The 24,996-nt window shown below is 52.7% G+C and carries 30 protein-coding genes; 24 read left to right on the top strand and 6 right to left on the bottom strand.

Features of this window, described 5'->3' with window-relative positions; genetic code table 11:
* Positions 1-333: 333 nt before the first annotated feature.
* From BM025_RS11185 to BM025_RS11160, 6 genes are all read left to right on the top strand, one after another.
* Positions 334-972, top strand: a complete 639-nt coding sequence (locus tag BM025_RS11185; RefSeq protein WP_085848424.1) for a precorrin-8X methylmutase — start codon at positions 334-336, stop codon at positions 970-972.
* Positions 969-2,165: a precorrin-6y C5,15-methyltransferase (decarboxylating) subunit CbiE gene (gene cbiE / locus BM025_RS11180; protein WP_085848149.1), complete on the top strand. Its 1,197-nt coding sequence runs from the start codon at positions 969-971 to the stop codon at positions 2,163-2,165. Before BM025_RS11185 ends, cbiE begins: the two co-directional genes overlap by 4 nt.
* Positions 2,162-2,917, top strand: a complete 756-nt coding sequence (gene cobI / locus BM025_RS11175; RefSeq protein WP_244515621.1) for a precorrin-2 C(20)-methyltransferase — start codon at positions 2,162-2,164, stop codon at positions 2,915-2,917. Before cbiE ends, cobI begins: the two co-directional genes overlap by 4 nt.
* Positions 2,908-4,695: a precorrin-3B C(17)-methyltransferase gene (cobJ, locus tag BM025_RS11170; protein WP_085848150.1), complete on the top strand. Its 1,788-nt coding sequence runs from the start codon at positions 2,908-2,910 to the stop codon at positions 4,693-4,695. Before cobI ends, cobJ begins: the two co-directional genes overlap by 10 nt.
* Positions 4,692-5,456, top strand: coding sequence for a precorrin-4 C(11)-methyltransferase (gene cobM, locus BM025_RS11165; RefSeq protein ID WP_085848151.1), 765 nt, complete (start codon positions 4,692-4,694; stop codon positions 5,454-5,456). The genes cobJ and cobM overlap by 4 nt, the downstream gene beginning before the upstream one ends.
* 113 nt (positions 5,457-5,569) lie before the next feature.
* Positions 5,570-5,932, top strand: coding sequence for a hypothetical protein (locus BM025_RS11160; RefSeq protein WP_085848152.1), 363 nt, complete (start codon positions 5,570-5,572; stop codon positions 5,930-5,932).
* A gap of 16 nt (positions 5,933-5,948) precedes the next feature.
* Here the strand turns inward: BM025_RS11160 and BM025_RS11155 are convergent, their stop codons facing one another.
* On the bottom strand, positions 5,949-7,130 hold the full coding sequence (locus tag BM025_RS11155) for a MalY/PatB family protein (protein ID WP_085848153.1): 1,182 nt from the start codon (positions 7,128-7,130) through the stop codon (positions 5,949-5,951).
* A 134-nt stretch (positions 7,131-7,264) separates the two neighbouring features.
* Here BM025_RS11155 and def (BM025_RS11150) point away from each other — a divergent pair, with 134 nt between their 5' ends.
* From def (BM025_RS11150) to BM025_RS11130, 5 genes are all read left to right on the top strand, one after another.
* The gene (gene def / locus BM025_RS11150) at positions 7,265-7,786 is read left to right on the top strand and encodes a peptide deformylase (protein ID WP_085848426.1); all 522 of its coding nucleotides are present in this window, start codon (positions 7,265-7,267) and stop codon (positions 7,784-7,786) included.
* Positions 7,787-7,854: 68 nt separating this feature from the next.
* Positions 7,855-8,358, top strand: coding sequence for a peptide deformylase (def, locus tag BM025_RS11145; RefSeq protein WP_085848154.1), 504 nt, complete (start codon positions 7,855-7,857; stop codon positions 8,356-8,358).
* Complete coding sequence (fmt, locus tag BM025_RS11140; protein WP_085848155.1) at positions 8,355-9,260, top strand: methionyl-tRNA formyltransferase; 906 nt, start codon at positions 8,355-8,357, stop codon at positions 9,258-9,260. Before def (BM025_RS11145) ends, fmt begins: the two co-directional genes overlap by 4 nt.
* 9 nt (positions 9,261-9,269) lie before the next feature.
* A complete protein-coding gene (locus BM025_RS11135) occupies positions 9,270-9,509 on the top strand; it encodes a hypothetical protein (protein ID WP_085848156.1) in 240 nt (79 codons plus the stop codon).
* Between the two features lie 9 nt (positions 9,510-9,518).
* Positions 9,519-9,758, top strand: coding sequence for a GlsB/YeaQ/YmgE family stress response membrane protein (locus tag BM025_RS11130; RefSeq protein ID WP_085848157.1), 240 nt, complete (start codon positions 9,519-9,521; stop codon positions 9,756-9,758).
* A gap of 136 nt (positions 9,759-9,894) precedes the next feature.
* Here the strand turns inward: BM025_RS11130 and BM025_RS11125 are convergent, their stop codons facing one another.
* The 4 genes from BM025_RS11125 to BM025_RS11105 form a co-directional block, all read right to left on the bottom strand.
* Positions 9,895-10,518 (bottom strand): trimeric intracellular cation channel family protein, encoded by a 624-nt coding sequence (locus BM025_RS11125; protein WP_085848158.1) that lies wholly within the window; start codon positions 10,516-10,518, stop codon positions 9,895-9,897.
* Positions 10,515-10,976, bottom strand: coding sequence for a ribonuclease HI (rnhA, locus tag BM025_RS11120; protein ID WP_085848159.1), 462 nt, complete (start codon positions 10,974-10,976; stop codon positions 10,515-10,517). The genes BM025_RS11125 and rnhA overlap by 4 nt, the downstream gene beginning before the upstream one ends.
* 21 nt (positions 10,977-10,997) lie before the next feature.
* Positions 10,998-11,948, bottom strand: coding sequence for a 4-hydroxy-3-methylbut-2-enyl diphosphate reductase (ispH, locus tag BM025_RS11115; protein WP_085848427.1), 951 nt, complete (start codon positions 11,946-11,948; stop codon positions 10,998-11,000).
* A gap of 211 nt (positions 11,949-12,159) precedes the next feature.
* Entirely contained in the window at positions 12,160-12,729 is a 570-nt protein-coding gene (locus BM025_RS11105) for a LabA-like NYN domain-containing protein (protein ID WP_085848161.1), read from the bottom strand.
* A gap of 126 nt (positions 12,730-12,855) precedes the next feature.
* Between BM025_RS11105 and folK the strand changes: the two genes are divergently transcribed.
* From folK to recO, 12 genes are all read left to right on the top strand, one after another.
* Positions 12,856-13,443, top strand: a complete 588-nt coding sequence (gene folK, locus BM025_RS11100; RefSeq protein ID WP_085848162.1) for a 2-amino-4-hydroxy-6-hydroxymethyldihydropteridine diphosphokinase — start codon at positions 12,856-12,858, stop codon at positions 13,441-13,443.
* Between the two features lie 107 nt (positions 13,444-13,550).
* Positions 13,551-13,904, top strand: coding sequence for a DNA-directed RNA polymerase subunit omega (rpoZ, locus tag BM025_RS11095; protein ID WP_085848163.1), 354 nt, complete (start codon positions 13,551-13,553; stop codon positions 13,902-13,904).
* 52 nt (positions 13,905-13,956) lie between these two features.
* The gene (locus BM025_RS11090; protein ID WP_085848164.1) at positions 13,957-16,074 is read left to right on the top strand and encodes a RelA/SpoT family protein; all 2,118 of its coding nucleotides are present in this window, start codon (positions 13,957-13,959) and stop codon (positions 16,072-16,074) included.
* Between the two features lie 23 nt (positions 16,075-16,097).
* Complete coding sequence (locus BM025_RS11085; RefSeq protein ID WP_085848165.1) at positions 16,098-16,748, top strand: DUF2062 domain-containing protein; 651 nt, start codon at positions 16,098-16,100, stop codon at positions 16,746-16,748.
* Positions 16,749-16,877: 129 nt separating this feature from the next.
* Positions 16,878-17,627, top strand: coding sequence for a pyridoxine 5'-phosphate synthase (locus BM025_RS11080; RefSeq protein WP_085848428.1), 750 nt, complete (start codon positions 16,878-16,880; stop codon positions 17,625-17,627).
* Entirely contained in the window at positions 17,624-18,247 is a 624-nt protein-coding gene (locus tag BM025_RS11075; protein ID WP_244515619.1) for a LysE family translocator, read from the top strand. The genes BM025_RS11080 and BM025_RS11075 overlap by 4 nt, the downstream gene beginning before the upstream one ends.
* An 8-nt stretch (positions 18,248-18,255) precedes the next feature.
* Complete coding sequence (acpS, locus tag BM025_RS11070) at positions 18,256-18,660, top strand: holo-ACP synthase (RefSeq protein WP_085848166.1); 405 nt, start codon at positions 18,256-18,258, stop codon at positions 18,658-18,660.
* Between the two features lie 151 nt (positions 18,661-18,811).
* Positions 18,812-19,588, top strand: a complete 777-nt coding sequence (lepB, locus tag BM025_RS11065; protein ID WP_085848167.1) for a signal peptidase I — start codon at positions 18,812-18,814, stop codon at positions 19,586-19,588.
* Positions 19,585-20,271, top strand: a complete 687-nt coding sequence (rnc, locus tag BM025_RS11060) for a ribonuclease III (protein ID WP_085848168.1) — start codon at positions 19,585-19,587, stop codon at positions 20,269-20,271. The genes lepB and rnc overlap by 4 nt, the downstream gene beginning before the upstream one ends.
* Positions 20,268-21,185, top strand: coding sequence for a GTPase Era (era, locus tag BM025_RS11055; protein ID WP_085848169.1), 918 nt, complete (start codon positions 20,268-20,270; stop codon positions 21,183-21,185). The genes rnc and era overlap by 4 nt, the downstream gene beginning before the upstream one ends.
* A 6-nt stretch (positions 21,186-21,191) precedes the next feature.
* Positions 21,192-21,524, top strand: coding sequence for a DUF1491 family protein (locus tag BM025_RS11050; RefSeq protein ID WP_085848170.1), 333 nt, complete (start codon positions 21,192-21,194; stop codon positions 21,522-21,524).
* A gap of 65 nt (positions 21,525-21,589) precedes the next feature.
* Positions 21,590-22,342 carry a DNA repair protein RecO gene (gene recO / locus BM025_RS11045; RefSeq protein ID WP_085848171.1) on the top strand — a complete coding sequence of 251 codons (753 nt, stop codon included), beginning with the start codon at positions 21,590-21,592 and terminating at the stop codon, positions 22,340-22,342.
* On the opposite strand, the gene BM025_RS11040 is transcribed toward recO, so the two are convergent.
* Positions 22,339-24,012, bottom strand: a complete 1,674-nt coding sequence (locus tag BM025_RS11040) for an acyl-CoA dehydrogenase family protein (protein WP_085848172.1) — start codon at positions 24,010-24,012, stop codon at positions 22,339-22,341. The genes recO and BM025_RS11040 overlap by 4 nt on opposite strands.
* Positions 24,013-24,185: 173 nt before the next feature.
* On the opposite strand from BM025_RS11040, the gene BM025_RS11035 reads away from it, so the two are divergent.
* Positions 24,186-24,956 carry a sulfite exporter TauE/SafE family protein gene (locus BM025_RS11035; protein WP_085848173.1) on the top strand — a complete coding sequence of 257 codons (771 nt, stop codon included), beginning with the start codon at positions 24,186-24,188 and terminating at the stop codon, positions 24,954-24,956.
* The last annotated feature ends 40 nt before the right edge of the window (positions 24,957-24,996 follow it).

Raw genomic sequence — 24,996 nt, 5'->3', positions numbered from 1 at the left:
GAACACTTGCGCCAGTCTCGTAATGATCTGACCATCTGGCCGTTTCAAACCTTTGGCGAAGGGCGCGGTCACGTGGCCGCCGAAGTCTTTCCCTCTTTGATCGAAATTGCCAAATCAGACGATCAACCCCATGATAAAACCCAAGTTGAAACGCACGCGCGTGCGCTGCGTCAACTTGATCATGACGGCATCCTGTCTGCGGTGCTGAGCGCACCCAAAGACCAGTCTGACATCTTGCATCACGAAGCTAGTATTCTTGGTTTAGGGCATAAAATTGCGCTGCAAAAAGCGGCTGATACGCCCATCACGCCCGTCAAAAAGGCTCCAAGATTGATGCGGCCCTATGAAAAAGATCCGCTTGCCATCTATGCTGCGAGCTTTGCAACTGTGCGTTCTGAGGCCAAGCTCGACCGCTTTGACGCAGGTATGGAACGTCTTGCCATTCGCCTGATCCATGCGTGTGGAATGGTCGAGGTCGCAGATCGTTTGGCCTATTCCAAAGACGCCTATATGGCGGGTCACGAGGCCTTAGCCAAAGGCGCGCCGATCTTGTGCGACTGTGAAATGGTGGGCGCTGGCATCATCCGGCGCTACCTTCCAGCCGACAACCAAGTCATCGTCACGCTCAATGATCCGCGCACACCAGATCACGCCAAAACCATCGGCAACACGCGCTCTGCCGCAGCTGTCGAATTTTGGGCAGACCACTTAGAGGGCGCAGTTGTGGCCATCGGCAACGCGCCGACAGCCCTATTTCACCTGCTGGAACTTATCGACCAAGGCGCTCCAAAACCCGCAGTGATCCTTGGATTCCCCGTGGGCTTTGTCGGTGCCGCCGAATCCAAAGCCGAACTTGCCGCCAATCCTCGCGGTTGCGATTTCGTCGCCTTGCGTGGACGGCGTGGTGGGTCTGCGATTGCCTCTGCCGCGGTTAATGCTTTGGCCGTGGGCTTGCCGGAAATTGGCGAATGACAGCGTGGCTCCATATCATCGGTTTGGGCGACAATGGACTGGACAGCCTGACGCCCGCGACCCGCGCCGTTTTGGAAAACGCGGATGTTATTGTTGGTGGTACGCGCCATCATGCGCTGACATCTGATCTAACCGCGACGCGTATTTCGTGGCCGTCGCCTTTCAGTGCTTTGACCGAAACACTGCAAAACCTGCGCGGCAAACAGGTTGCAGTTTTGGCCACAGGTGATCCGCTTTGGTACTCGGTCGGTCCGCTGATTGCCAAACATTTCGCCTCAACAGATACCCTGTTTCACCCACAAGTCTCGGCATTTCAATTGGCTGCTGGGCGTTTGCATTGGGGGCTGTCTGGCGTCGAAACGCTGACCGTGCATGGTCGTGCGACTGAAACTATTGTGCCGTTTCTGGCCCCAGATCAAAAACTCATTTTACTCACCGCGGGCTCTGAGACCCCAGCGCAAATAGCGCAACTTTTGGTCACACGCGGGTACGGCGGGTCCAAAATGACGGTGCTGGCACATATGGGCGGCAAAGATGAAACGCGTTTTGACGGTACCGCCGCGAACTGGACAGATGACGTCCCTGAGTTTCACAGCCTTGCGATTGAGTGCATCTTGGACGCAAACACAGCGCCCTTGCCGCGTGTGGGTCTGCCTGATGAGGTGTTCGTCTCAGATGGTACAATGACCAAACGCGACATCCGTGCTGTCACCTTGGCCAAGCTCAGGCCGATGCGTGGTGCTTTGCTGTGGGACATTGGCTGTGGGTCTGGCTCGGTCGCGATCGAATGGATGCGGGCCGCCCGCGACAGTCGTGCGATTGGCATTGAACGCCGTGCGGATCGTCGCGCTATGGCACTGGAAAACGCGATCTCTTTAGGTGCGCCCAATTTGCAGGTGATTGACGGCGAGGTGCCGAATGCGCTGAGCGATCTCAAAGCGCCCGATGCCGTTTTCATCGGTGGCGGGGTATCGCATGAAACGTTCGCAGCCGCATGGTCTGCACTGAAACCCCATGGGCGTTTGGTTGCCAACGCCGTGACACTTGAAGGCGAAGCTGTTCTCGCAGATCTCTTTTCAAAACACGGTGGGGATTTGACGCGCATCGCCATCAGCCGCGCCGAACCCGTTGGCAAGCTCACAGGTTGGCGCGCGGCCATGCCGTTGACGCAGTGGAGCATCATAAAGCTATGACCCAAATGAAACGCGGCCCACAAAAACGTGGTAAAGTCTATGGTATTGGGCTTGGGCCCGGTGATCCGGAATTGATGACACTCAAAGCTGCGCGTCTTATTCGCGAGGCTGCTGTGATTGCCTATCCAACGCTTGCTGGTGGCGCGTCTTTTGCGCGGTCAATTGCTGCGGATTTTATCACGGATGGCACCCGCGAGATTGCCATGGATGTGCCGATGACCGTCGCGCGCGGCCCTGCCCAAGCGGCCTATGATCAGGGTGCGTCCGAAATGGCCACTCTGTTGGATTCGGGCCAAGATGTTGTTGTACTCTGCGAAGGGGACCCGTTTTTCTACGGCTCCTTTATGTATCTTTTTGCGCGTTTGAAATCGGCCTATGACGTCGAGATCGTTCCGGGCGTGACATCTGTCACGGCCTGTGCCGCCGTTGCCAAATTGCCGCTAGTGGCGCGTAACGAAGTGATGACCGTTTTGCCCGCGCCTTTATTGGTCGGTACACAAAACCGACAGAATGCCGACGCGTGCCATACAGATATCTTACACAATGCAGACACTATAATTGTGATGAAATTGGGTCGTCATTTTGCCGCCGTACGGGCGCTGATTGAGGCCGCAGGGCTGACTGAAAATTCCGTTTATATCGAGCGTGCCACAGGTGCGGACGAGATTGTGAAACCACTGAAAGACGCGCCGGAAACAGCGCCGTATTTCTCTATGATTTTGATTGTGAAAGGGGCCGATCCGTGGCTGTAAAACCTGTCGTCCTATGTCTGAACCGCTCTGGCGAAGAGGTGGCTCGCAAGGTTGCATCTCTCCTAAATGCTGATTTGCACGGCCGAGAGGGGCGTACATCTTGTGATGTGACGTTCGGCAATGCTTTGGATCATGCGCGTGATTTGTTTGCGGCTGGAGTGCCGATCATTGGTGTGTGTGCGTCGGGTATTTTGATCCGCGCGGTGGCCCCTTTGCTGTCTGACAAACGCAGTGAACCACCTGTGTTGTCTGTCTCTGATGATGGCGCTGTCGTGATCCCGCTTTTGGGCGGTCATCGCGGTGCCAATCGCATGGCACGTGACATTGCGCTGGGATTGGGCGCAAAAGCCGCGATCACAACCGCTGGCGATATAGGTCTTGGCATAGCCCTAGATGAGCCTCCTGAAGGCTACCGTTTGGCCAACCCTGATGATGCCAAAGAAGCCATGGCGTCTTTGTTATCGGGCGAGGGGGTCAGCCTGATTGGCGAAAACATATTTGGCATCGAAGATGTCGATGGATCGGTCGAATTGTGCGTTACAGACGCGCCCGTCGAAGGCAATGCAAACAAGTTGGTTTATCACCCGCAGCGCTATGCTCTGGGCGTTGGATGTGCCCGCAATGCGGATCCGCAAGAGCTGTGGGACTTGGTGCAAAAAGCGTTGTATGACAATGGTATAGCGGCAGGCGCAATCGCGTCGGTGAACACCATCGATCTCAAAGCTGACGAGCCCGCGATGAACCAACTGGCCAAGCGTTTGAATGTGCCTTTGCGCCTGTTCACGGCTGCTGAATTGGAAGAACAGGCTGCGGATTTGGCGAACCCATCTGAGGTGGTGTTTGCAGAAGTGGGCTGTCACGGCGTTTCAGAAGGGGCTGCTTTGGCCGCAGGTGGAACGTTGAGTGTTGAGAAACTAAAAACTGCGAATACGACTTGTGCTTTGACGCGCAGCGCTACGCCGATCACTGAATTTGCAGGCCGCGCACGTGGCCGTTTGTCCGTTGTTGGCATAGGTCCCGGCCAAGCTGCATGGCGTACGCCTGAGGTGTCGAAATTTGTGTCGCAAGCTGAAGAACTTGTGGGCTATGGGCTTTATATTGATCTGCTTGGGCCAATTGCGGCTGGCAAAATACGCTCTGATTTTCCACTGGGTGGCGAAGAGGATCGGTGCCGTTATGCCCTAGAACAGGCTGCAAAAGGCAAAAATGTCGCGTTGGTGTGTTCGGGCGATGCGGGTATTTACGCCATGGCCGCTTTGGTGTTTGAGCTGTTAGATCGCGGTCCTGAGGAACATGGCGTATCTGATGCTGCGCACCGTGTTGAAGTGGTTTGTTCGCCCGGCGTTTCAGCGCTGCAAGGTGCTGCTGCCCGTGCCGGCGCGCCTTTGGGCCATGATTTCTGTGCAATCTCACTGTCTGATTTGTTGACGCCACGCGCTGACATTGTGCGCCGTTTGAACGCGGCTGCCGAGGGCGATTTTGTTATCGCGTTCTACAATCCAGTGTCGATGAAGCGCCGCACTTTGCTGGCCGAGGCGCGGGATATATTGCTAGAGCATCGCCCAGCAGATACGCCTGTTATGTTGGCGTCTAATCTGGGGCGGCCCACTGAAAATGTACGCTACCGTAGGCTTGATGAACTAGAAGTCGACGAGGTTGATATGCTGACGGTTGTGTTGATCGGGTCCAGCAATTCGCGTTTGGCGCAATTAGGTGAAGGTCCGCGGATGTATACCCCGCGTGGCTATGCGCGTAAAATTGACGGAGACCTGTCATGACAGTATTTTTTATTGGCGCAGGCCCCGGTGACCCTGAACTTTTGACGAAAAAGGCAGAGCGCCTTATCGGCGAATGTCCCGTGTGTTTGTATGCAGGGTCGCTTGTGCCTACCGAAGTTGTGGCTGGCGCGCCAGACGGCGCGTTGGTGATGGACACCGCGCCGATGACGTTGGATGAGACTCATGCTCAGATCAAAATTGCCCATGACAAAGGCCAAAACGTAGCGCGCGTGCACTCTGGTGATCCATCGTTGTATGGAGCAATTGCCGAGCAAATACGCCGACTGCGGGCCGATGGAATTGACTATGAAATCATCCCAGGTGTGCCCGCATATGCGGCCGCTGCCGCTGCATTAGGGCAAGAATTGACGATCCCTGAAATAGCGCAGTCTATTGTTTTAACGCGGGTTTCGATGAAATCCACGTCGATGCCTGCGGGCGAGACTTTGGAAAATTTTGCCAAAACGGGGGCCACTATGGCGATCCATTTGGGTGTGCGAAATTTGCGCGAAATTGAACGCCAGCTTGTGCCTTATTATGGGGCAGATTGTCCTGTGGCGGTGGTGTACCGTGTGGGGTGGCCCGATCAAATGCTGATCCGTGGAACGCTAAGTGATATTCGCGAAAAGGTGCGCGTTGAAAAAATCACCCGTACGGCGTTGATTTTGGTAGGGCCTGCGCTTGGTGAGGTGTCGAATTTCAAAGATTCCGCCCTATATGATCCGGACATGCCGCATGTGCTGCGACCCAAGGTGCGGTAATAGGGTGACTCATTGAGTTTACAAATTCGACGTCACAAAAGGTTAACTTGATCAGAAGCATAATTCGTTGATGATGCTCTTAACGCTCGCAATATGGATTGGATGGAGATATTATGTCTGAATATGCATCAGATTTCTTGCCAAAAGAAGTTCGTGAAGGGCTTGAGATGGCACGCAAACGAGACTTGAAGCGCCGCTCTCGGTTACGGGTGCGTGCGGGCGATGATGTTTATCCAATTTTGCGTTTGTGGGATGAAGGCTTTGCGGTCGAGCGTGAAAATGCAGATCACTTGCGCGGTCACGTCGATATTTATGATGGCGCACGTCATTTGTATCAGGCGCTCATCGTTGCCTCACAAGATGACGGCTTTGAGATGAGCTTTGATTTCAAGCGCTCTACTGCTGCAACCGATCGCGTTCCTTTGGATTACGACCAGCCCGATGACGCGCCGGTCGCATTGTTGCCGCGCCACTGAGTGCGCGGCGCTGTTGCTATTGTAAATCAGCAAATGCTTTGGTCAGGCGCTGGGTTGCTTCGATAACAACACTGCGTGGCGTGGCCAAATTAAATCGCAAAAACGTCTCGCCGCCCGCCCCAAATGTTGGCCCATGATTGGGCGCAATACGTGCTTGTTTTTGAACGCGCTGGGTGAATTCTTCGCGGCTCATACCGGTGCCGGCAAAGTCCACCCACGCCAGATAGGTTGCTTCCAAGGGCATAGATTTAAGTCCGGGAATGGCATTGATTGCGGCATCAAAGATGCGGTGATTTTCAGCCAAGTAAGCCACAAGATCATCAACCCAAGCCGCGCCCTCGGGGGAATAGGCGGCGGTTGCCATGACCAAACCAAAGGAATTGGGGGAAATCCCCATGCCCATCATGCGCTTGGCAAAGCGTTGGCGCAGGGTGTCATCTTCGATGATCACATTGCCCGAATGGGTGCCTGCGATGTTAAAGGTTTTCGTGGTCGCAGTCATCATCACCAAACGATCAGTGATGTCTTTGAACTGCGCCATAGGTGTGTGTTTAACACCGCCAAACACCAGATCGTGGTGAATCTCGTCAGAAACCAAAATCAGATCATGCCGTTTGCAAAAATCTGCCACACCTTGCAATTCATCGTGTGACCAAACGCGCCCGCCGGGGTTGTGGGGCGAACACAAAATTAGCATGGTCTCATGCCCTTGCATTTGCGCATCCCACGTGTCGAAATCCATGACGTATTTGCCATCATTCAACGCAAGCTGGCATTCAACAACTTTGCGATCTGCCGCTGCAATGGTGCGGGCAAAGGCGTGATACACGGGCGTCATCAGCACAACACCGTCGCCTTCTTTGGTGAACGCATCAAGGCACATTGCTGTTCCGTTGACGAGACCATGGGTGGTGAAAATCCAATTGGCTTTAATGTCCCAACCGTGACGGTTTTTCATCCACCAACAAATAGCGTCTGTATAGGCGGTCTCATCACCATAATAGCCGTATATGCCATGATCGACCATGTTTTCGAGTGCATCTTGCACACAGGCAGGGGGGCGAAAGTCCATGTCGGCCACCCACATAGCGATCCCATCTTTGGCAGGCACGCCATAGACTTTCTCCATCAGGTCCCATTTTGCACAATGGGTGCCAAGGCGGGGGATGACCTCATCAAAGGGGGACAGTGTCGACATAGGGTGTTCCTTTCAGTTGCGCGCATCCTAATCAGCAATTTTGTGAAAGAAAAACCACATTTTCTGATGGTGTGCAGCGTAAACGACGATGGGCCTATGTTGCACTGCAGGCCAAGTTTGACTAAATGCAGATCATGACTCTGAAATCGATCTTGATCCACCCCGACCCGCGCCTGAAAAAGGCATGCGATCCCGTGAGCGCGTTTGACACCGAACTCGCGCGGCTTGCTGATGATATGCTGGAAACCATGTATGATGCGCCGGGTATTGGTTTGGCCGCACCGCAAATCGGCGTGATGAATCGCTTGATCGTCATGGATTGCGTGAAAGAAGAAGGCGGAACGCCTGATCCCATGGTGTTGGTGAACCCCGCTGTGGTTTGGGAAAGCGAAGACCGCAACGTGTATGAAGAGGGATGTCTGTCGATCCCCGGTCAATATGCCGAAGTTGAACGCCCCACAATGGTGCGTGTGACGTGGCAAGATGTGGATGGCGCAGTCAAAGAACAAGAATTCGATGCGCTTTGGGCGACCTGCGTGCAGCATGAGATAGACCATTTGAATGGCACGCTTTTCATTGATTATCTCAAACCAATGCGGCGTCAGATGATCACCCGTAAGATGCAAAAATACAAACGCGAGATGGCCCGCGAGTGAGCCAAAGTGTCGTAGGCGCCCGCAAGCTTGCGATGAAATCCAAGCAGTTTTCATTGAGATGGTGACCTATGCCCGCACGCCCTTTTGTATCTTACCCTGACAAACGCCTTAAAACGGTGGCCGCCCCTGTTGAGGCTATCACCGATGAGATTCGCAGCATTTGGGCCGATATGGTCGAGACGATGGATGCCATGCCGGGCTATGGTCTGGCTGGGCCGCAGATCGGTGTGATGCAACGTTTGGCCGTTGTGGATTGTTCGCAAGAGCGCGGCAAAGCAGTGCTGATGGCCAACCCCGAAGTGTTGCATGCGTCAGCGCAGCCGCGCGAACACGAAGAAGCATCTCCTAATTTGCCCGGCATGTCCGCCGTTATCTCACGCCCGCGTGCTGTGACTGTGCGGTTTTTGAATGAGAGTGGCGATGTGGAAGAGCGCGATTTTGTGAACCTATGGGCCACCTCGGTGCAGCATCAGATCGATCACCTGAACGGCAAGATGTATTTTGATGCTCTCAAGCCAGTGAAGCGTCAGATGTTTTTGAAAAAAGCCAAAAAAACAGGAGCCATATCATGAGAGTGATTTTCATGGGTTCACCTGAGTTTTCGGTACCTGTTCTTGATGAATTGATCGCGGCAGGGCACGAGATCGCCTGCGTTTATTGTCAGCCACCACGCCCAGCGGGGCGCGGTAAAAAAGATCGCCCAACGCCTGTGCAGGCTCGCGCCGAAGAGCACGGCTTGATGGTGCGTCACCCATTGAATTTCAAAGACCCTGCAGACGTTGCTGCCTTCGCAGCACTTGAGGCGGATGTCGCGGTTGTTGTCGCCTATGGGCTGATATTACCGCAAGCGCTGCTGGATGCGCCCGCACAGGGTTGCCTGAACATTCATGCATCTTTGCTGCCACGGTGGCGCGGGGCTGCACCGATTCATCGCGCTATTTTGGCCGGCGATACCGAGACAGGCGTTTGCATTATGCAGATGGAATCGGGATTGGACACGGGGCCTGTGTTGCTGCGGCTTGAAACAAATATCGAAGCCGATGACACGATGGAAACATTGCATGATCGCCTGTCTGAAATTGGGTCTGCCGCCATTGTGGATGCGCTGTTTGCATTGCCGACGCTGACGCCTGAAATACAGCCTGTTGAGGGCGTGACCTACGCTAAGAAAATCGACAAGACCGAGGCCAAAATTGATTGGTCGCAGCCAGCAAGTGTTGTGGATCGTCAAATTCGTGGACTTTCTCCGTTTCCGGGGGCATGGGCCACGTACAACGATGAGCGGATCAAGTTCCATATGTGCCGCCTCAGCGAGGCTTCGGGGCAAGCGGGCGAAGTTGTCGGCGCATTCACTATTGCGTGCGGGGATGGCGCTGTCGAAATTCTTACGGCACAGCGCGCAGGAAAACGTGCTATGCCTGTGGGTGAAATACTCAAAGGTCTTGAGTTGCCAAAAGGCACTCTGTTCGCGTGAGGGCGTAAAATGTTTCCAGTTCTAATCGGCACTGTGGTGATCGCAGGGATCGTTGGCTACATCACCGAGAAAACGGGATTTACCCGGAACGGTTATTTGCAGTCGATTATAATCTGTATCGGCGGCGCATTTTTGGCGTATTTCATCAAACTGATGTTTGGCATTGGTTTGCGTCCTGCAGGGGTGAACGCCATCGTGTCGTCCCTTGGGGCGTTGATCATCGTGCCAACACATTGGCGTAAAAGATAGGAAATACGTATGCCAATTTTAATGCTCATCATTGTCGGCACTGCAGCGGGGTTTTTAGCCACGCGCGTTTTGAAAATGAATACGAGCGTGATGATGACCATCGCTATTGGCATTGCTGGCGCATTGATTGGCGGTCTTATTTTGCGCGCTGTTAGTGTGCTCGCTGGGGCTTTGGGCAGCTTTGTTGGCGCTGTGCTTGGTGCGCTTTTGCTGATCTGGATTTGGAAAAAACTGAAAGAGAACAGCTAAGTGTTTGGCCTACTTGCCATTCCTGGTATGGCGGTCCGCATTCTGTTTGGCCTTTGTGTTTGGCTGATGTTTCGGCCCGGCGGCTGGTTCGTCGTCTGTTGTATTGGCATCGCGGCAACGTGGTATTTATAAAGACTTAGACACGGGGCGGACGTGATTTATAACTTGGCAAAGTCCAGCCAAACAAGATGCTACCAGCCCGCAACGTGAACGTCAGGACGCAACACGCGGCATAGGTGTACACAGGCTGAAGCCCAAGGTTTTCACCAAGAACCAACACCAAAGATCCGGCAAACGCAGCTGACGCATAAAGTTCGCCTTGTTTTAAGATAAGCGGCACTTCGTTGCACACCACATCGCGCATCAACCCACCAAAACTGCCCGTCGCTACGCCCATAAGAACGATAATGATTGGGGAATGTCCCAGTTTTAAAGCAACACCAGATCCCGCCGCCACAGCAACCCCAAGCGCCACAGCATCTGCCCAAACAATGGCTTTCATTCGGCTCTCTAAGCGGTGTGCTGTGAAAAATACCACGACAGATGTGGTCACTGCTAAGACAATATAGGCGGGCTCCTCAATCCAAAATACGGCATCGCGATTGAGCAGCACATCGCGAATAGTGCCCCCGCCGACGGCTGTCAGGCAGGCGATAAAGGCAAAGCCAATCAAATCAAGCTGCTGGCGCGATGCCACCAATGCGCCTGACAAGGCAAAGACCAAAACCGAGGCGTAATCTAGGATCGGGATGAAATTCATGCGCGTGTCTTTTTAAACGGGGCCATGCCTGCGCGGGCCAGTTCGTCGGCGTGTTCATTTTCCGCGTGGCCTGCGTGACCTTTGATCCATTTCCATGTCACTTTGTGCGTGGCTTGGGCGGCATCAATGCGCTGCCATAGATCAACGTTTTTCACGGGTTTTTTGTTCGAGGTTTTCCAGCCGTTGCGTTTCCAGCCGTGAATCCAGCCTGTGACGCCGTTTTTTACATAAGCACTATCGGTGGTGATGGTGATATCAGTGGGCCGTTTCAGTGTTTCAAGCGCATTGATTGCGGCCAAAAGCTCCATACGATTGTTGGTCGTGTCCGCTTCCCCGCCTTTGAGTTCACGTTCTTTGAGCACTGTTGCGCCATCCATAGCGCGCATCAAAACGCCCCAGCCGCCAGGGCCAGGGTTTCCAGAGCAAGCACCATCAGTCCATGCGTGAATTTCGGGCATATCGGTCCTTCCGAAGTGGATTTAGGCAGGCATACGCAAGACGCGCGGCACTTTGAATTCAATATTTTCTTGAGCAGTTTCAACCAATTCGACGGTCACGTCAAAGCGGTCACGAAAGGCATCGATCACTTCGTTGACCAACACTTCAGGCGCAGAGGCCCCCGCGGTGATTCCGATGGACGAAATCGTGCTTAGCGAACGCCAATCAATATCAGTCGCACGTTGGACCAATTGCGCATAGGCGCAGCCGTTGGCAGATCCAACTTCGACAAGTCGTTTGGAATTTGATGAATTGGGCGCGCCGATCACCAGCAGTCCGTCGATTTTGCCCGCGATGGCTTTGACCGCGGCTTGACGATTGGTGGTGGCGTAGCAGATGTCTTCTTTATGAGGGCCAACAATGGTTGGAAACCGCGCGCGCAGGGCGGCGATGATGTCGATGGTATCGTCTACCGATAGCGTGGTCTGGGTGATGAACGCCAATTTAGACGGATCGCGCACCTCAAGCCCCGCAACATCGCTTGGGGTTTCTACCAGCAAGACTTCGCCTTTTGGCAATTGTCCCATTGTGCCGATGGTTTCAGGGTGGCCGTCATGACCGATCATCACCATTTGCAGGCCAGCTTCCGAGTGGCGTTCCGCTTCGATGTGGACTTTCGACACCAACGGACATGTGGCGTCGACATAGATCATTTCGCGCTTGGCAGCCTCTGCAGGCACCGCTTTGGGTACACCATGGGCTGAAAAAATCACAGGGCGATCATCGGGGCATTCATCCAGTTCTTCAACGAACACAGCGCCTTTGTCTTTCAGGCTATCGACCACGAATTTATTGTGCACGATTTCATGACGCACATAGACGGGCGCGCCCCATTTCTCAATCGCGAGTTCCACGATTTTGATCGCGCGGTCCACGCCTGCGCAAAAGCCGCGGGGGGCGGCGAGATACAGGGTAAGGGCTGGTTTGGTCAAGCTGTGCGTCATCGTCCATCCATTCTTTGAACAATATCTAAGGTGCAAGGCAGCTTAGGTCCATGGGGTTGCGCGAAGAATTGAAAGGCGCTGACACATTTGGGGGCGTGGGCGAAATTGCGAGGCAAGAAGGAGGCCAAAAAAAAGCCCCCACGCTAAAACGCGAAGGGGCTTTGAGATCATTACCCAAATACACAAAACAATTGACCGCTTATTCTGGCTGCATTTCAGTTTCAGGCCCATCGTAGTTTTCACGAGGTGGGCGTCCGACAACATCTTTCAGTTCCTCCAACTCGATAAAGTTGTCCGCTTGGCGGCGTAATTCATCTGCAATCATTGGAGGTTGTGAGCGGATTGTTGATACGACAGAAACGCGCACGCCTTGTCGCTGCAAGCTTTCAACCAAAGGACGGAAATCACCATCGCCAGAGAAGATCACAATGTGATCAACGTGCGGGGCAAGTTCCATAGCATCAACAGCAAGTTCGATGTCCATGTTGCCTTTGATTTTACGGCGACCCATGGAATCGGTGAATTCCTTGGCGGGTTTGGTCACCATATTAAAGCCGTTGTAGTTCAGCCAATCGACCAAAGGACGGATTGGAGAATACTCATCGTTCTCGAGCAACGCAGTGTAATAAAACGCACGCAGAAGTTTTCCGCGACGCATAAATTCCTGTCGGAGCAATTTGTAATCGATATCAAACCCCAGCGCCTTGGCTGCTGCGTAAAGGTTCGATCCGTCGATGAACAGAGCGAGACGTTCATCTCTATAGAACATTCCAGTAGTCCTTGTGTTATTTGGGCATGCGCGTACCAGTAAATCAGAGGCGCTTGGCGTTAGAGTGAAGTGGGTAATACGAATATCTACCCAGTGGAACATGTCTAAATATATAGGGTTGCTGTCATGCTGCGAGATAAATCTTTGCAATTCGCGAAAAACCGCGTGGTTTTTGCATTTGGCGGAAATTTAGAATCATCGATAGGGTCGGTGGATGATACTATAGTTTCTGCCATTGATACTTTAGTATCTTTAGGTAGCCATGTGGTGGCGCGCAGCCGATTCTATGAAACACCGTGCTTCCCTGCGGGGGCTGGCCCTGACTATATCAACTTGGTTGCTGTGGTAGATACACCACACAGTCCTGATGACCTGTTAACGCAATTGCACGAGGTTGAGGTTAAGTTTGGCCGCGCAAGACAGGTGCGTTGGGCAGGGCGTACTTTGGACATAGATATATTGTCCTATGAAAATAGGATATTTCCCGATTTGGATACATATAACCATTGGAAAGATTTGCCTGTGCAGGCGCAGATGCAAAACGCGCCAACAGGTTTGATATTGCCACATCCACGCATCCAAGATCGTGGATTTGTACTGATTCCCTTGTGTGATGTTTATCCGGACTGGATTCACCCTGTATCGGGCAAAACAGCGCAGATGCTATGCGATGCGTTGCCAATAAGTGAAACTCAGGGGATAAAACCTTTGTGAAACAGCAAAAAAGGCGCAAAGCTTGTGCCGAAGGTGCCTTGTCAATTGCGGGGCAAGGCCCTAGATAGGGCGCTTGTATCCCTCGCCCAGTTGGAATTGGAGATCTCATGGCTCGCGTGACAGTAGAAGATTGCGTAGATAAAGTTCCGAATCGCTTCGAACTTGTGATGCTTGCATCACATCGTGCGCGTGAAATTTCAGCGGGTTCTGCTTTGACAGTTGACCGCGACAACGACAAAAACCCTGTTGTTGCTTTGCGTGAAATTGCAGAAGAAACACAGTTGGCGGAAGCGCTGCGTGAACGTCAGATCGAATCAAATCAGACGCAGATCGAAGTTGATGAACCAGAAGAAGACCAAATGGCGCTTCTTATGGGGCAAGAAACTGATCAGCCTGCTGAAGACGACATGTCTGAAGAAAAGCTTTTGCGTGCTTTGATGGAAGCTCAAGGGCAACGGTAATTTTGCGCCAAGAGCCCACAGCTCTGGCCCAAGTAAGAAGAGTGCGGACCGAATGATCGACGTCGAAGACCTGATCGCCTTGGTCCGCAACTACAATCCTAAAACGAACGCAGATTTGATCCGTGAGGCATATGCCTACGGTCTAGAAATGCATGAGGGACAGTTTCGTCACTCGGGCGAGCCGTATTTCTCGCACCCAATTGCCGTGGCTGCGATTCTGACAGAGCAAGCATTGGATGACGCAACGATCATCACCGCGCTGCTGCATGACACCATCGAAGATACGAAGTCGACGTATAGCGAAGTCGAACGTAAGTTTGGTACAGATGTGGCCGAGTTGGTTGATGGTGTGACCAAGCTGACCAATCTGCAACTGTCCAGCTCTGAAACCAAACAAGCCGAAAATTTTCGCAAACTGTTCATGGCAATGTCCAAAGACCTACGGGTGATTTTGGTCAAGCTGGCTGACCGTTTGCACAACATGCGTACGATCAAATCCATGCGCCCCGAAAAACAGCTGCAAAAAGCCCGTGAAACGATGGATATTTTTGCACCGCTTGCAGGTCGTATGGGCATGCAATGGATGCGTGAAGAGCTTGAGGATTTAAGCTTTCGCGTGATCAATCCCGAAGCTCGTAATTCGATCATTCGTCGCTTTATCACGCTGCAACGTGAGACGGGCGATGTGATTTACAAGATCACGAACGACATCCGCACGGAATTGGAACGCGAAGGTGTCGAGGCTGACGTGTTTGGTCGTGCAAAAAAACCCTATTCAATCTGGCGCAAGATGGAAGAAAAGCAGCAAAGCTTTTCACGTCTGTCTGATATTTATGGGTTCCGAATCATCACCAATTCTGAGGGTGATTGTTACCGCACATTAGGCGTGATTCACCAACGTTGGCGCGCTGTGCCTACGCGGTTCAAAGACTATATTTCTCAGCCCAAAACCAACGGCTATCGTTCGATCCACACCACGGTGTCGGGGCGCGATGGCAAGCGGGTTGAGGTGCAAATCCGCACGCGTCAAATGCACGAAGTTGCAGAGGGCGGCGTGGCGGCGCATTGGTCGTATCGCGATGGAGTGCGCGCGCAAAACCCCTTTGCTGTTGATCCTGCCAAATGGCTGGCGCAACTGACAGAACGCTTTGAAAACTCAGACGATCACAGCGAATTTCTAGAGCATGTTAAGCTTGAAATGTACTCGGATCAGGTGTTTTGCTTTACGCCCAAAGGCGAAGTCATCAAGCTGCCCAAGGGCGCGACGCCGCTTGATTACGCTTATTCCATTCACACCCGCATCGGTGACAGTTGTGTTGGCGCCAAGGTGGATGGTATTCGTGTGCCACTTTGGACGCGGTTGAAAAATGGTCAATCCGTTGAAATTCTGACTGCAGAGGGCCAGCGCCCCCAAGGTACATGGCTTGATATCGTGGTCACAGGCCGCGCCAAGGCTGCGATTCGCAAATCGCTACGTGAAGAAGACCGTGGGCGTTTTGTTAAACTTGGCCGTGAATTGGCACGTGTGGCGTTTGAACATGTGGGCAAAAAGGCTTCTGAAAAAGCACTGGCAACAGCGGCAAAGCAATTGTCACTGCCTTCAACTGAAGAATTGCTTGCGCGGATGGGCTCGGCTGAATTGACCGCCACAGATGTTGTTAAAGCGGTCTATCCTGAGCTGGTGCACGCCTCAGGCGATGTCGATGCCAAGCGGGCTGTCTTGGGGTTGAGCGAAGACCAAACTTATAATCGCGCGAAGTGTTGCCAACCTGTGCCCGGCGAGCGAATTGTGGGGATCACATATCGCGGCAAAGGGGTTATGCTACACGCGATAGATTGCCCCGCGTTGGAAGATGTTGAATCTGAAACCGATCGCTGGGTTGATCTGCGCTGGCATTCAGGGCCGCATGGTGCGATCCATGCCGTGTCTTTGGATATAACGATTTCAAATGACACGGGTGTGTTGGGCCGTATCTGCACCCTTGTAGGTGAACAAAAGGCCAATATATCTGATCTGACATTCATCGATAGGAAACCAGATTTCTTTAGGCTGATCGTTGATGTGGATGTGCGTGATATTGAACATCTCCATGCGATCATGCTGGCTGTCGAAGCTGAAAGTGATGTTGCGCGGGTTCGCAGGGTTAGAGATTTGAACAAAAAGCCCTAAGGGGCTGCGCATAAGGAAGCCGCGTGGTTTTTAAACGCCGAGATAAACTGACCCCAATTCGATGGGTGGCGCAGTGGGTTTGGCCCAAAGGCGGTTGGTCGCGCGCTGTGCGCTATATGCGGTTGCGCTTGAACCGTTTGCCTGGAACCCCGGATCGTATCTCACGCGGCATTTTCGCTGGCGTTTTTACCGCTTTCACGCCAATGTTTGGCCTGCATTTTATCGTCGCAGGCATTCTCGCCAAACTCATTCGCGGAAACGTTTTGGCGGCGCTTTTGGCGACGTTCGCGGGCAACCCTTTGACCTATGTGCCTATCGCTGTGATCTCGTTAAAAACGGGGTACTTTTTGCTGGGCACCGAAACTGGGCCGCTACATGAACGATCGTTTGTTGGAAAATTCTATGACGCAGGGCATGATTTACTGCATAATTTTTATGCGCTTTTCAGCCACGAAGTTGCCAATTGGGACGCGCTCGCGCGCTTTGGTCATGAAGTCTTTTTTCCCTATCTGATTGGAGGGGTGTTGCTTGGATCTGTGGCAGGCCTTGCTGCCTATTTTTTGAGTTTACCGATGATCACCGCGTATCAGCACCGCAGGCGTGGACGCTTAAAGGCGAAACTTGAAGAATTGCGCCGTAAAGCTGCGGGGCTTAAGTCCCACCATAAGTCGTAGCGTAAATCGTTATGGGGGTGATCATAAATTGTCGGTTTCCTTTCACGCTCACCTCTCTATTTTACCCCTCACAAAGCAATCCGCTTGCAGGTTTTCGCAGGTGATGCTGGCGTCGAGAAAGGCAGCCCTATGACCATTTTGGCCCCCCTTCGTTTGGGAATGAATATCGATCACGTGGCAACAGTGCGCAATGCGCGTGGATCGGCGTATCCTGATCCCGTCCGTGCGGCTAAATTGGCCGAAGAAGCGGGTGCAGATGGGATCACAGCGCACTTGCGCGAAGACCGCCGCCACATCACGGACGCTGACATTGATGCGCTTGTCGAACATCTCAGCGTGCCGTTAAACTTTGAAATGGCTGCGACACCTGAAATGCAAGCGATCGCATTGCGCCATAAGCCCCATGCGGTTTGCATCGTACCAGAAAAACGCGAAGAGCGGACAACCGAGGGCGGGCTGGAAGTTGCGCGCGAAGAAAACAGTCTTGCCCATTTTATTGCCCCCTTGCGCGAGGCTGGCAGCCGTGTATCGATTTTCATCGCAGCAGATCGGCCGCAAATCGAAGCCGCGCACCGTATCGGTGCTGCTGTGGTTGAACTACACACTGGTGCTTATTGCGACCTGCACGCTGAAGGCAAATTTGACGCGCGTGATGACGAACTTAAGCGCCTGATGGAAATGGCCGATTTTGCAAATGGACTAGGGCTTGAAGTTCACGCGGGGCATGGATTGACCTATGAAACGGTGCAACCTATCGCTGCTTTGCCGCAGATTGTTGAGTTGAATATCGGCCACTTTTTGATCGGCGAATCTATTTTTCGTGGTTTAAAACCAGCCATCGCTGAAATGCGTCGTCTGATGGATGAGGCGCGGGAATGATTTCTGTTGCAGAATTGTGGCCCATACTTTTGGGTTGGGCGATTGCAGTTGCCTCGCCTGGGCCGGCTATTCTTGCAATCGTTGGCGCGGCTATGGGGGGCGGGCGGACCAAAGGTCTGGCTGTCGCTTTTGGCGTTTGGAATGGCTCAATAATTTGGGCGACAGTTGCGGGACTGGGTCTTGGGGCTGCGATGGTCGCGCATGTGTGGATGTTTGAAGTTCTGCGATATGCGGGGGCTGGGTATCTTTTATACCTTGCGTTTAAATCGGCGCGGGGTGCTTTGCACGGCGGGCAGCCCAATGTGATCGCGCGTTCTGAAACACATCGGCGGGCATGGTTGCGCGGTTTTACGATCCATGTGATGAACCCAAAAGCTGCGCTCTTTTGGGGCTCTTTGTTTGCCGTCGTCGTGCCTGCGAGCGCCACCCCTATCGCGATGCTGCAGGTTGGAGCGTCGTGCTTGATGGTGTCGATGTTCGTGATGGCAGTGATGGCTTTTGTATTTTCGGCCAGCGTTATTTCGAAAGGCTATCTGCGGATGCACCGCGTTTTTGATGGCGCTTTCGCCGCATTGTTTGGTTATGCTGCGCTTAAAGTCGTCACATCGAAATTGGTTTGAAACATTCTATGATCCTTGGCATTGGCACAGATCTTGCAAATATTGACCGAATTACGGGCACGCTTGAGCGGTTTGGGAATCGGTTCAAAACACGTGTTTTCACTGACGTTGAACAACGAAAATCCGAAAGCCGTAAAGATGTGGCGGGCACCTATGCAAAGCGTTGGGCCGCAAAAGAAGCGTGCTCTAAAGCTTTGGGAACTGGGCTGGCTATGGGAATTTCGTGGAAAGATATGGCGGTGACCAATATGCGCAGCGGTCAGCCGACAATGGCTGTGACCGGTTGGGCCAAAGAGCGGCTTGATACGATGACGCCAGAGGGGTTCGAGGCGATCATTCATGTGACGTTAACCGATGATCACCCTTGGGCGCAGGCCTTTGTTGTGATCGAAGCTCGGCCCAAAACCACGTAACTGGCAACGTTTGCTTGAGTTGCGTAAGAAATTCCGCCCAAAGCCCGTTGTTTTGAGCCAGACGCTTGACACTGCGTGCCCCATTTGAGCATGAAACCCACAACACATAAACATATCGGCCCAAGGGGCGATGCAAAGGTGAGATGAAGATATGAGCAAAGCAAAAGACTCGGTGACAGAAACAGTCAAAACCATTGTTTACGCGCTGCTCATTGCAGGGCTGTTTCGCTCGCTGTTGTTCCAGCCCTTTTTCATTCCCTCAAGTTCGATGAAAAGCACCCTTTTGGTTGGTGACTTTTTGTTCGTAAATAAGATGAGCTATGGGTATTCTAAATATTCTTGCCCGTTCGAATTTATGTGTCCGTTTTCGGGCCGTATCTTGGATTCTGCACCTGAGCGTGGCGATGTTGTTGTGTTCGAACATCCAACTCAGCACCGCGCATTTGTGAAACGCCTTGTTGGCTTGCCTGGTGATAAAATTCAGATGAAAGACGGCGTGCTGTTCATCAATGGTGAAGAATCTGTACAGACGCCAGATGGCGTTTTTTCCGAAACCTTTGAACCGCAAGGCGCTGCAGGCAATACGCCTCGGTGTGCCAATCAAGCTGTCGGTCTTGGCGGAGAATGTGTGAAAGAACGCTACACTGAAACATTCCCTGATGGGCACGCGCATACCATTTTGAATATTGGCAATACGCGCGTTGACAACACTGCGGTGTTCACCGTGCCCGAGGCGCAATACTTCTTTATGGGTGACAACCGCGACAACTCTGCTGACAGCCGCATTGCGCAGCCGATGGGTGTTGGGTTTGTTCCAGAAGAGTACCTGCTTGGCCGTGTAGATCGTGTGATGTTCTCTGCCGCGGGTAAATCGCTTTTGTTCTTTTGGACTTGGCGCTTGAACCGTTTCTATGAGGATATCGTGTGAAACTCGCAGCAGAACTCAAAGCCTTTGAAGAACGTCTCGGTCACCGTTTCAAGGTGCCCGAGCATTTGACGCGTGCCGTGACACACAGTTCGTTTTCGTCTGCCACACGTCCCGACAATCAACGCCTTGAATTCTTAGGCGACCGCGTGTTGGGGTTGAGCATGGCTGAAGCCTTGTTTGAGGCCGATACCGATGCATCCGAGGGTCAGCTTGCGCCGCGCTTTAATGCGCTTGTGCGTAAAGAAACCTGTGCAGATATCGCGCGCGATATTGACCTTGGGACTGTACTTAAATTGGGCCGCTCCGAAATGCTGTCGGGGGGGCGCCGCAAAGAGGCGCTTTTGGCCGATGCTATGGAAGCTGTGATTGCAGCTGTTTATAAAGACGCAGGCTTTGATGTGGCCAAAGCTGTCGTGCTTAAGCTGTGGGGCAAGCGGATTAAAACCGTTGATGCCGACAGCCGTGATCCCAAAACGGCCCTGCAAGAATGGGCGCAAGCCCGCAAACAACAACCGCCAATATATGCTGAAGTGAAGCGCTCTGGTCCAGATCATGCGCCTGTGTTCACCATCGAGGTGCAACTGCAAAGCGGGCAAACCATGCGCGCCGAGGCAACATCCAAACGCAACGCTGAGCAAGCCGCAGCAAAGGCGCTTTTGGATCAATTGGAGAGCGGACAATGACCGACGAAACCAAGACACGCGCGGGCTTTGTTGCCCTTATTGGTGAGCCAAACGCAGGTAAATCAACACTTTTAAACCGGATGGTCGGGGCCAAGGTGTCCATCGTGACGCACAAGGTTCAAACCACGCGTGCCCGTATTCGCGGTGTCGCGATTGAGGGCGATAGCCAGTTGGTGTTCGTTGATACGCCGGGCATCTTTAAGCCCACCCGTCGGTTGGACCGCGCGATGGTCGCCGCAGCTTGGGGCGGCGCTGCGGATGCAGACGTTGTGGTCTTGTTGATCGAAGCGCACCGCGGCATGACCAAAGGCGTTGAAGCGATTTTGGAAGCGCTGTCAGAGCGTACAGATTCGCGCAACATCGCGCTGGCGATCAACAAAATCGACCGCGTTCCTGTGGATGTTCTGCTTGAGCTGACCAGTAAAATGAACGAGCGGTTTAACTTTACTAAAACTTTCCTGATCTCAGCAGAAAAAGGCCATGGCGTGGACGATTTGCGTAAATGGCTTGCCGCTGAAGTGCCTGCGGGTCCGTGGCTTTACCCAGAAGATCAGATTGCAGATCTGCCCATGCGCATGATTGCCGCAGAAATGACACGTGAAAAACTGACCCTGCAATTGCACCAAGAGCTGCCCTATCAGTTGACGGTTGAAACCGAAAATTGGGAAGAGCGCAAAGATGGCTCTGCACGCATTGATCAGGTGATCTACGTGATGCGCGATGGCCATAAAGGCATTCTGCTGGGCCACAAAGGCGAAACCATCAAACGTATTTCGCGTGCGTCGCGTGAAGAGCTCAATGAATTTTTGGGCCGCAAAGTTCACCTGTTCTTGCAAGTGAAAGTGCGCCCGAATTGGTTGGAAGAATCCGAGCGCTACGGTGAAATGGGTCTTGATTTCAAAGACGGAAACTAAGATTTCATGGCGCGCCTGACAGCAGATATTTGGGTGTCTGCCTATTTGGCGCGGTTGCGCTTGGCGGATATCCCTGTTTTCGTTGTGAAAAAAGGCGATGCCACCGCCGGCGCTGTTATGGTCAAACTTAACACGCTTGATGGCAACGCAACCGCGTTTCAACGTCAATTCGACATGATGGCAGATCGCCGTGAATGGGTCACGCTTGCCAGCGGGCCTGAGCGTGATGTTGATGCCGCCCTGACCAAACAGCGCGGCTATGATCCTGACCTATGGATCATCGAAGTCGAAGATCGTTCTGGCCGCACATTGCTAGACGAAATAGGTCTCTCGGATTGACGTGTTCGCGACTTGTGGGCACGGTACTCTGAGTATTTGTTGCAAGAAAAAATAAGGAGCCGCACGTGGTCGAGTGGCGTGATCAAGGGGCGGTTTTAGCTGTGCGAAAGTACGGCGAAACTTCTGTGATTGTCGATGTGTTCACCGAAAATCATGGGCGTCATGCGGGCGTTGTTCGTGGTGGTATATCACGCAAAATGACGCCGCATCTGCAACCAGGTGGTCAAGTGTCTTTAACGTGGAAAGCACGGCTAGAAGACCAACTTGGCAGTTTCACCTTTGAGCCGGTTAAAAGTCGTGCTGCGGCTGTTATGGGCGACCCGATGGCGCTGTCCGCGCTGAATTCCATCACTGCGATGTTGGCCTTTGCGCTGCCTGAACGCGAGGCGCATGGGTACTTATATGTCGATAGTATGAGCTTATTGGACAAGTTGGGTATCGACCCCAATTGGCCGCTGGACTACTTGCAATGGGAGCTTTCATTGCTGGAAGAGCTTGGGTTCGGGCTTGATCTATCGTCATGTGCAGCGACAGGCACGCATGATGATTTGATTTATGTTTCTCCTAAAACGGGTAGGGCTGTAAGCCGCATAGGGGCTGGTGATTGGGCTGATCGAATGCTGCCTTTACCGCAATGTTTACTAGGACAAGCGCCGCTTGAGTACCGTGAAATTGCACGTGGACTTTTGACAACGGGGCATTTTTTAACCCGATTTGCCAGTGAAATGGGCGACAAGCCTGTGCCTGTCGCCCGTGTTCGGCTTTTGGATCGGATTGCAAAGACAGCAGCCAAAGAACCGCTGCCATTTGTAGGCTAGCTAAGCAATCGACGTGCGATGACTTGGGCTTGAATTTCGCCCGCGCCTTCAAAGATATTGAGAATACGTGCATCGCATAGGATACGGCTGATTTGATATTCAAGCGCAAAGCCGTTGCCGCCATGGATTTGCAGCGCATTGTCAGCGGCAGCCCATGCTACGCGTGCGCCTAAAAGTTTGGCCATGCCTGCTTCAACATCACAGCGGCGATCGTTGTCTTTTTCCCATGCCGCAAAATACGTAAGCTGACGCGCGACCATGATTTCGACCGCCATGATAGCGAGTTTGCCAGAGACACGTGGGAAGTCAATTAAAGACTTGTCGAACTGTTTACGGTCGATGGCGTATTGCATTCCCACATCCAAAGCGTTTTGCGCCACGCCAATCGCGCGCGCCGCGGTTTGGATGCGCGCGGATTCAAAGGTTTGCATCAACTGCTTGAAACCTTGGCCTTCAACGCCACCAAGCAGGTTTTTTGCATCAATCTTGAAGCCATCAAAGCCCAACTCGTATTCTTTCATGCCACGGTATCCGAGCACTTCGATCTCGCTGCCACTCATGCCAACTGTAGGGAAATCATTTGTGCCGTCACCGGGTGTCTTTTCGGCCAAGAACATGGACAGGCCTTTGTAGTCTGTCGTCTTTGGATCGGTGCGCACAAGCATGGTCATCACATGGGCACGTGCTGCGTGGGTGATCCATGTTTTGTTGCCCGTGACCGTGTATGTCTCGCCATCTTTGACCGCACGCGTGCGTAAAGCGCCTAGGTCCGATCCCGTGTTGGGTTCGGTGAACACAGCCGTTGGTAGGATTTCAGCCGATGATATTTGGGGGAGCCACTTGTGTTTTTGTGCCTCGGTGCCGCCACACAAGATCAATTCCGCCGCAATTTCTGATCGTGTTCCCAAAGATCCAACGCCGATATAGCCGCGTGACAGTTCTTCGGAGACCACCACCATGGCTGCTTTGGGAAACCCGAAACCTCCAAATTCTTCGGGGATGGTGAGACCAAAAACACCTAGGTCAGCCAGAGCTTCGATGATGTCCATCGGGATCAATTCATCATTTAGGTGCCAGTCATGCGCATAGGGTGCGACGCGTTCATCTGAGAATCGCTTGAATTGATCGCGGATCATTTCGAGATCGTCATCAAGTCCGGTTTTGCCAAAAGTGGCATAGCCTGCGTTGTCTTGCATCAGTTCAACCAAGCGGGTGCGCGCGGCGATTGTATTGCCTTCGAGCATAAGTTTGGTGGCTTCAGGGTGGCTGGGCTGTACGAGACCAAGACCTAGATCACCAAGGCGTGCGATCTCGCCTTGGTTCATCGGAATGCCTCCATAAATTTGACTGATGTACTCACCAAATGCGATTTGGTGGATCAGTTGTTCCATCTCGCCAAACGTGCCGCTTGCGGTTAGTTTTTCGGCCCAAGCCTGCATTTGTCGCAAAGCTTCGACATAGGTGGCGAGCCACGCCAAACCATGCGCTGCAGTTTGGTCGGCTTCGAGTTTTGTGTTCGAAATCTTACCATCGACCAAAAATTCAGCGCGTAATGCGGCGCGCGCGCGATCATACAGCGCAGCCATCTTTGGGGTCACTGCTGCTGTCAATGTCAGCAAGTCTGGTAAAACCGGGGTCTTTATTTCGATATCTTGTCCGTCAAGGGCCATCGGGACTCTCCTACTCTCTCGTGTGAGTCTGCTTGTAATCACTTTGCACCCGCAGAGCAATAAAAATTCAACATGGTATTTAATATTGAACTAAAATGTCGCAATGAAATTTTGGGTGCAGGTGGGGAGTTCCTCTATTAACGTGGCCCCAAATCAGGCAAACGGAGCGCAGTATGGACCTTATTTTTAACGATCTTTCGGGAATTGCGATTGTGTTTGCGATCAGCGTAACGCTGTTGGCGGGCTTCGTAAAAGGCGCGACAGGGTTTGCTTTGCCGATGATTATGGTATCGGGTCTGGCAACCATTTTGCCACCAGATGTTGCAATTGCAGCATTGATTATTCCCACTGTTATTTCCAATGTTTGGCAATCTCTACGCGGTGGCGGCATTCAGGCTGCAGTTGTTGTGGCGCGAAAGTTCAAAATATACATCTCAACATTGCTGGTGTTTATCGTGATTGCCGCGCAGCTAGTCTCGGTGATGCCGCAGCATGTGATTTTGCTGATGCTCGGCGGGCCGATTGTGATTTTGGCGTTGTTTATTTTGTCTGGTAAAACGTTTCACATCCGTCCTGATCGGCGCAACATTTCTGAGGTGATCGTCGGTGCGATGTCTGGTTTTCTAGGTGGGCTCGCAGGTATATGGGGGCCGCTGACCGTGACCTATCTCACAGCTTTGGACACGCCAAAGAAAGAACAAGTGCGCATCACGGGTGTTATCTTTGGCGTTGGTGCGATTGTTTTGGGGCTGGCGCATGTACGCACTGGCTTGTTGAATGCGCAGACTTTGCCCTTGTCGCTGTTTATGATTTTGCCTGTGTTGGTGGGGCAAACGCTTGGCAATCGTGTGCAAGATCGATTGGATCAAAAGAAATTCAAACGGCTGACCTTGTTTGTGTTGATTATCGCTGGGCTCAATCTTGTGCGGCGTGGTTTGATGTAGCTGCAAGATCATCGCAAACCGGTACAATAAGAAAGGGCGC

It is taken from the genome of Pacificibacter marinus (assembly GCF_900109555.1).
Taxonomy (GTDB): Bacteria; Pseudomonadota; Alphaproteobacteria; order Rhodobacterales; family Rhodobacteraceae; genus Celeribacter; species Celeribacter marinus_C.
This window is presented reverse-complemented; position numbering and strand designations above follow the sequence as displayed.

Coding starts and splice junctions, on each gene's coding strand:
- BM025_RS11185 (WP_085848424.1), top strand. CDS start 334: ATGCGGCCCTATGAAAAAGATCCGCTTGCCATCTATGCTGCGAGCTTT.
- cbiE (WP_085848149.1), top strand. CDS start 969: ATGACAGCGTGGCTCCATATCATCGGTTTGGGCGACAATGGACTGGAC.
- cobI (WP_244515621.1), top strand. CDS start 2,162: ATGACCCAAATGAAACGCGGCCCACAAAAACGTGGTAAAGTCTATGGT.
- cobM (WP_085848151.1), top strand. CDS start 4,692: ATGACAGTATTTTTTATTGGCGCAGGCCCCGGTGACCCTGAACTTTTG.
- BM025_RS11160 (WP_085848152.1), top strand. CDS start 5,570: ATGTCTGAATATGCATCAGATTTCTTGCCAAAAGAAGTTCGTGAAGGG.
- BM025_RS11155 (WP_085848153.1), bottom strand. CDS start 7,130: ATGTCGACACTGTCCCCCTTTGATGAGGTCATCCCCCGCCTTGGCACC.
- def (WP_085848426.1), top strand. CDS start 7,265: ATGACTCTGAAATCGATCTTGATCCACCCCGACCCGCGCCTGAAAAAG.
- def (WP_085848154.1), top strand. CDS start 7,855: ATGCCCGCACGCCCTTTTGTATCTTACCCTGACAAACGCCTTAAAACG.
- fmt (WP_085848155.1), top strand. CDS start 8,355: ATGAGAGTGATTTTCATGGGTTCACCTGAGTTTTCGGTACCTGTTCTT.
- BM025_RS11135 (WP_085848156.1), top strand. CDS start 9,270: ATGTTTCCAGTTCTAATCGGCACTGTGGTGATCGCAGGGATCGTTGGC.
- BM025_RS11130 (WP_085848157.1), top strand. CDS start 9,519: ATGCCAATTTTAATGCTCATCATTGTCGGCACTGCAGCGGGGTTTTTA.
- BM025_RS11125 (WP_085848158.1), bottom strand. CDS start 10,518: ATGAATTTCATCCCGATCCTAGATTACGCCTCGGTTTTGGTCTTTGCC.
- rnhA (WP_085848159.1), bottom strand. CDS start 10,976: ATGCCCGAAATTCACGCATGGACTGATGGTGCTTGCTCTGGAAACCCT.
- BM025_RS11105 (WP_085848161.1), bottom strand. CDS start 12,729: ATGTTCTATAGAGATGAACGTCTCGCTCTGTTCATCGACGGATCGAAC.
- folK (WP_085848162.1), top strand. CDS start 12,856: ATGCTGCGAGATAAATCTTTGCAATTCGCGAAAAACCGCGTGGTTTTT.
- rpoZ (WP_085848163.1), top strand. CDS start 13,551: ATGGCTCGCGTGACAGTAGAAGATTGCGTAGATAAAGTTCCGAATCGC.
- BM025_RS11090 (WP_085848164.1), top strand. CDS start 13,957: ATGATCGACGTCGAAGACCTGATCGCCTTGGTCCGCAACTACAATCCT.
- BM025_RS11080 (WP_085848428.1), top strand. CDS start 16,878: ATGACCATTTTGGCCCCCCTTCGTTTGGGAATGAATATCGATCACGTG.
- BM025_RS11075 (WP_244515619.1), top strand. CDS start 17,624: ATGATTTCTGTTGCAGAATTGTGGCCCATACTTTTGGGTTGGGCGATT.
- acpS (WP_085848166.1), top strand. CDS start 18,256: ATGATCCTTGGCATTGGCACAGATCTTGCAAATATTGACCGAATTACG.
- lepB (WP_085848167.1), top strand. CDS start 18,812: ATGAGCAAAGCAAAAGACTCGGTGACAGAAACAGTCAAAACCATTGTT.
- era (WP_085848169.1), top strand. CDS start 20,268: ATGACCGACGAAACCAAGACACGCGCGGGCTTTGTTGCCCTTATTGGT.
- BM025_RS11050 (WP_085848170.1), top strand. CDS start 21,192: ATGGCGCGCCTGACAGCAGATATTTGGGTGTCTGCCTATTTGGCGCGG.
- BM025_RS11040 (WP_085848172.1), bottom strand. CDS start 24,012: ATGGCCCTTGACGGACAAGATATCGAAATAAAGACCCCGGTTTTACCA.
- BM025_RS11035 (WP_085848173.1), top strand. CDS start 24,186: ATGGACCTTATTTTTAACGATCTTTCGGGAATTGCGATTGTGTTTGCG.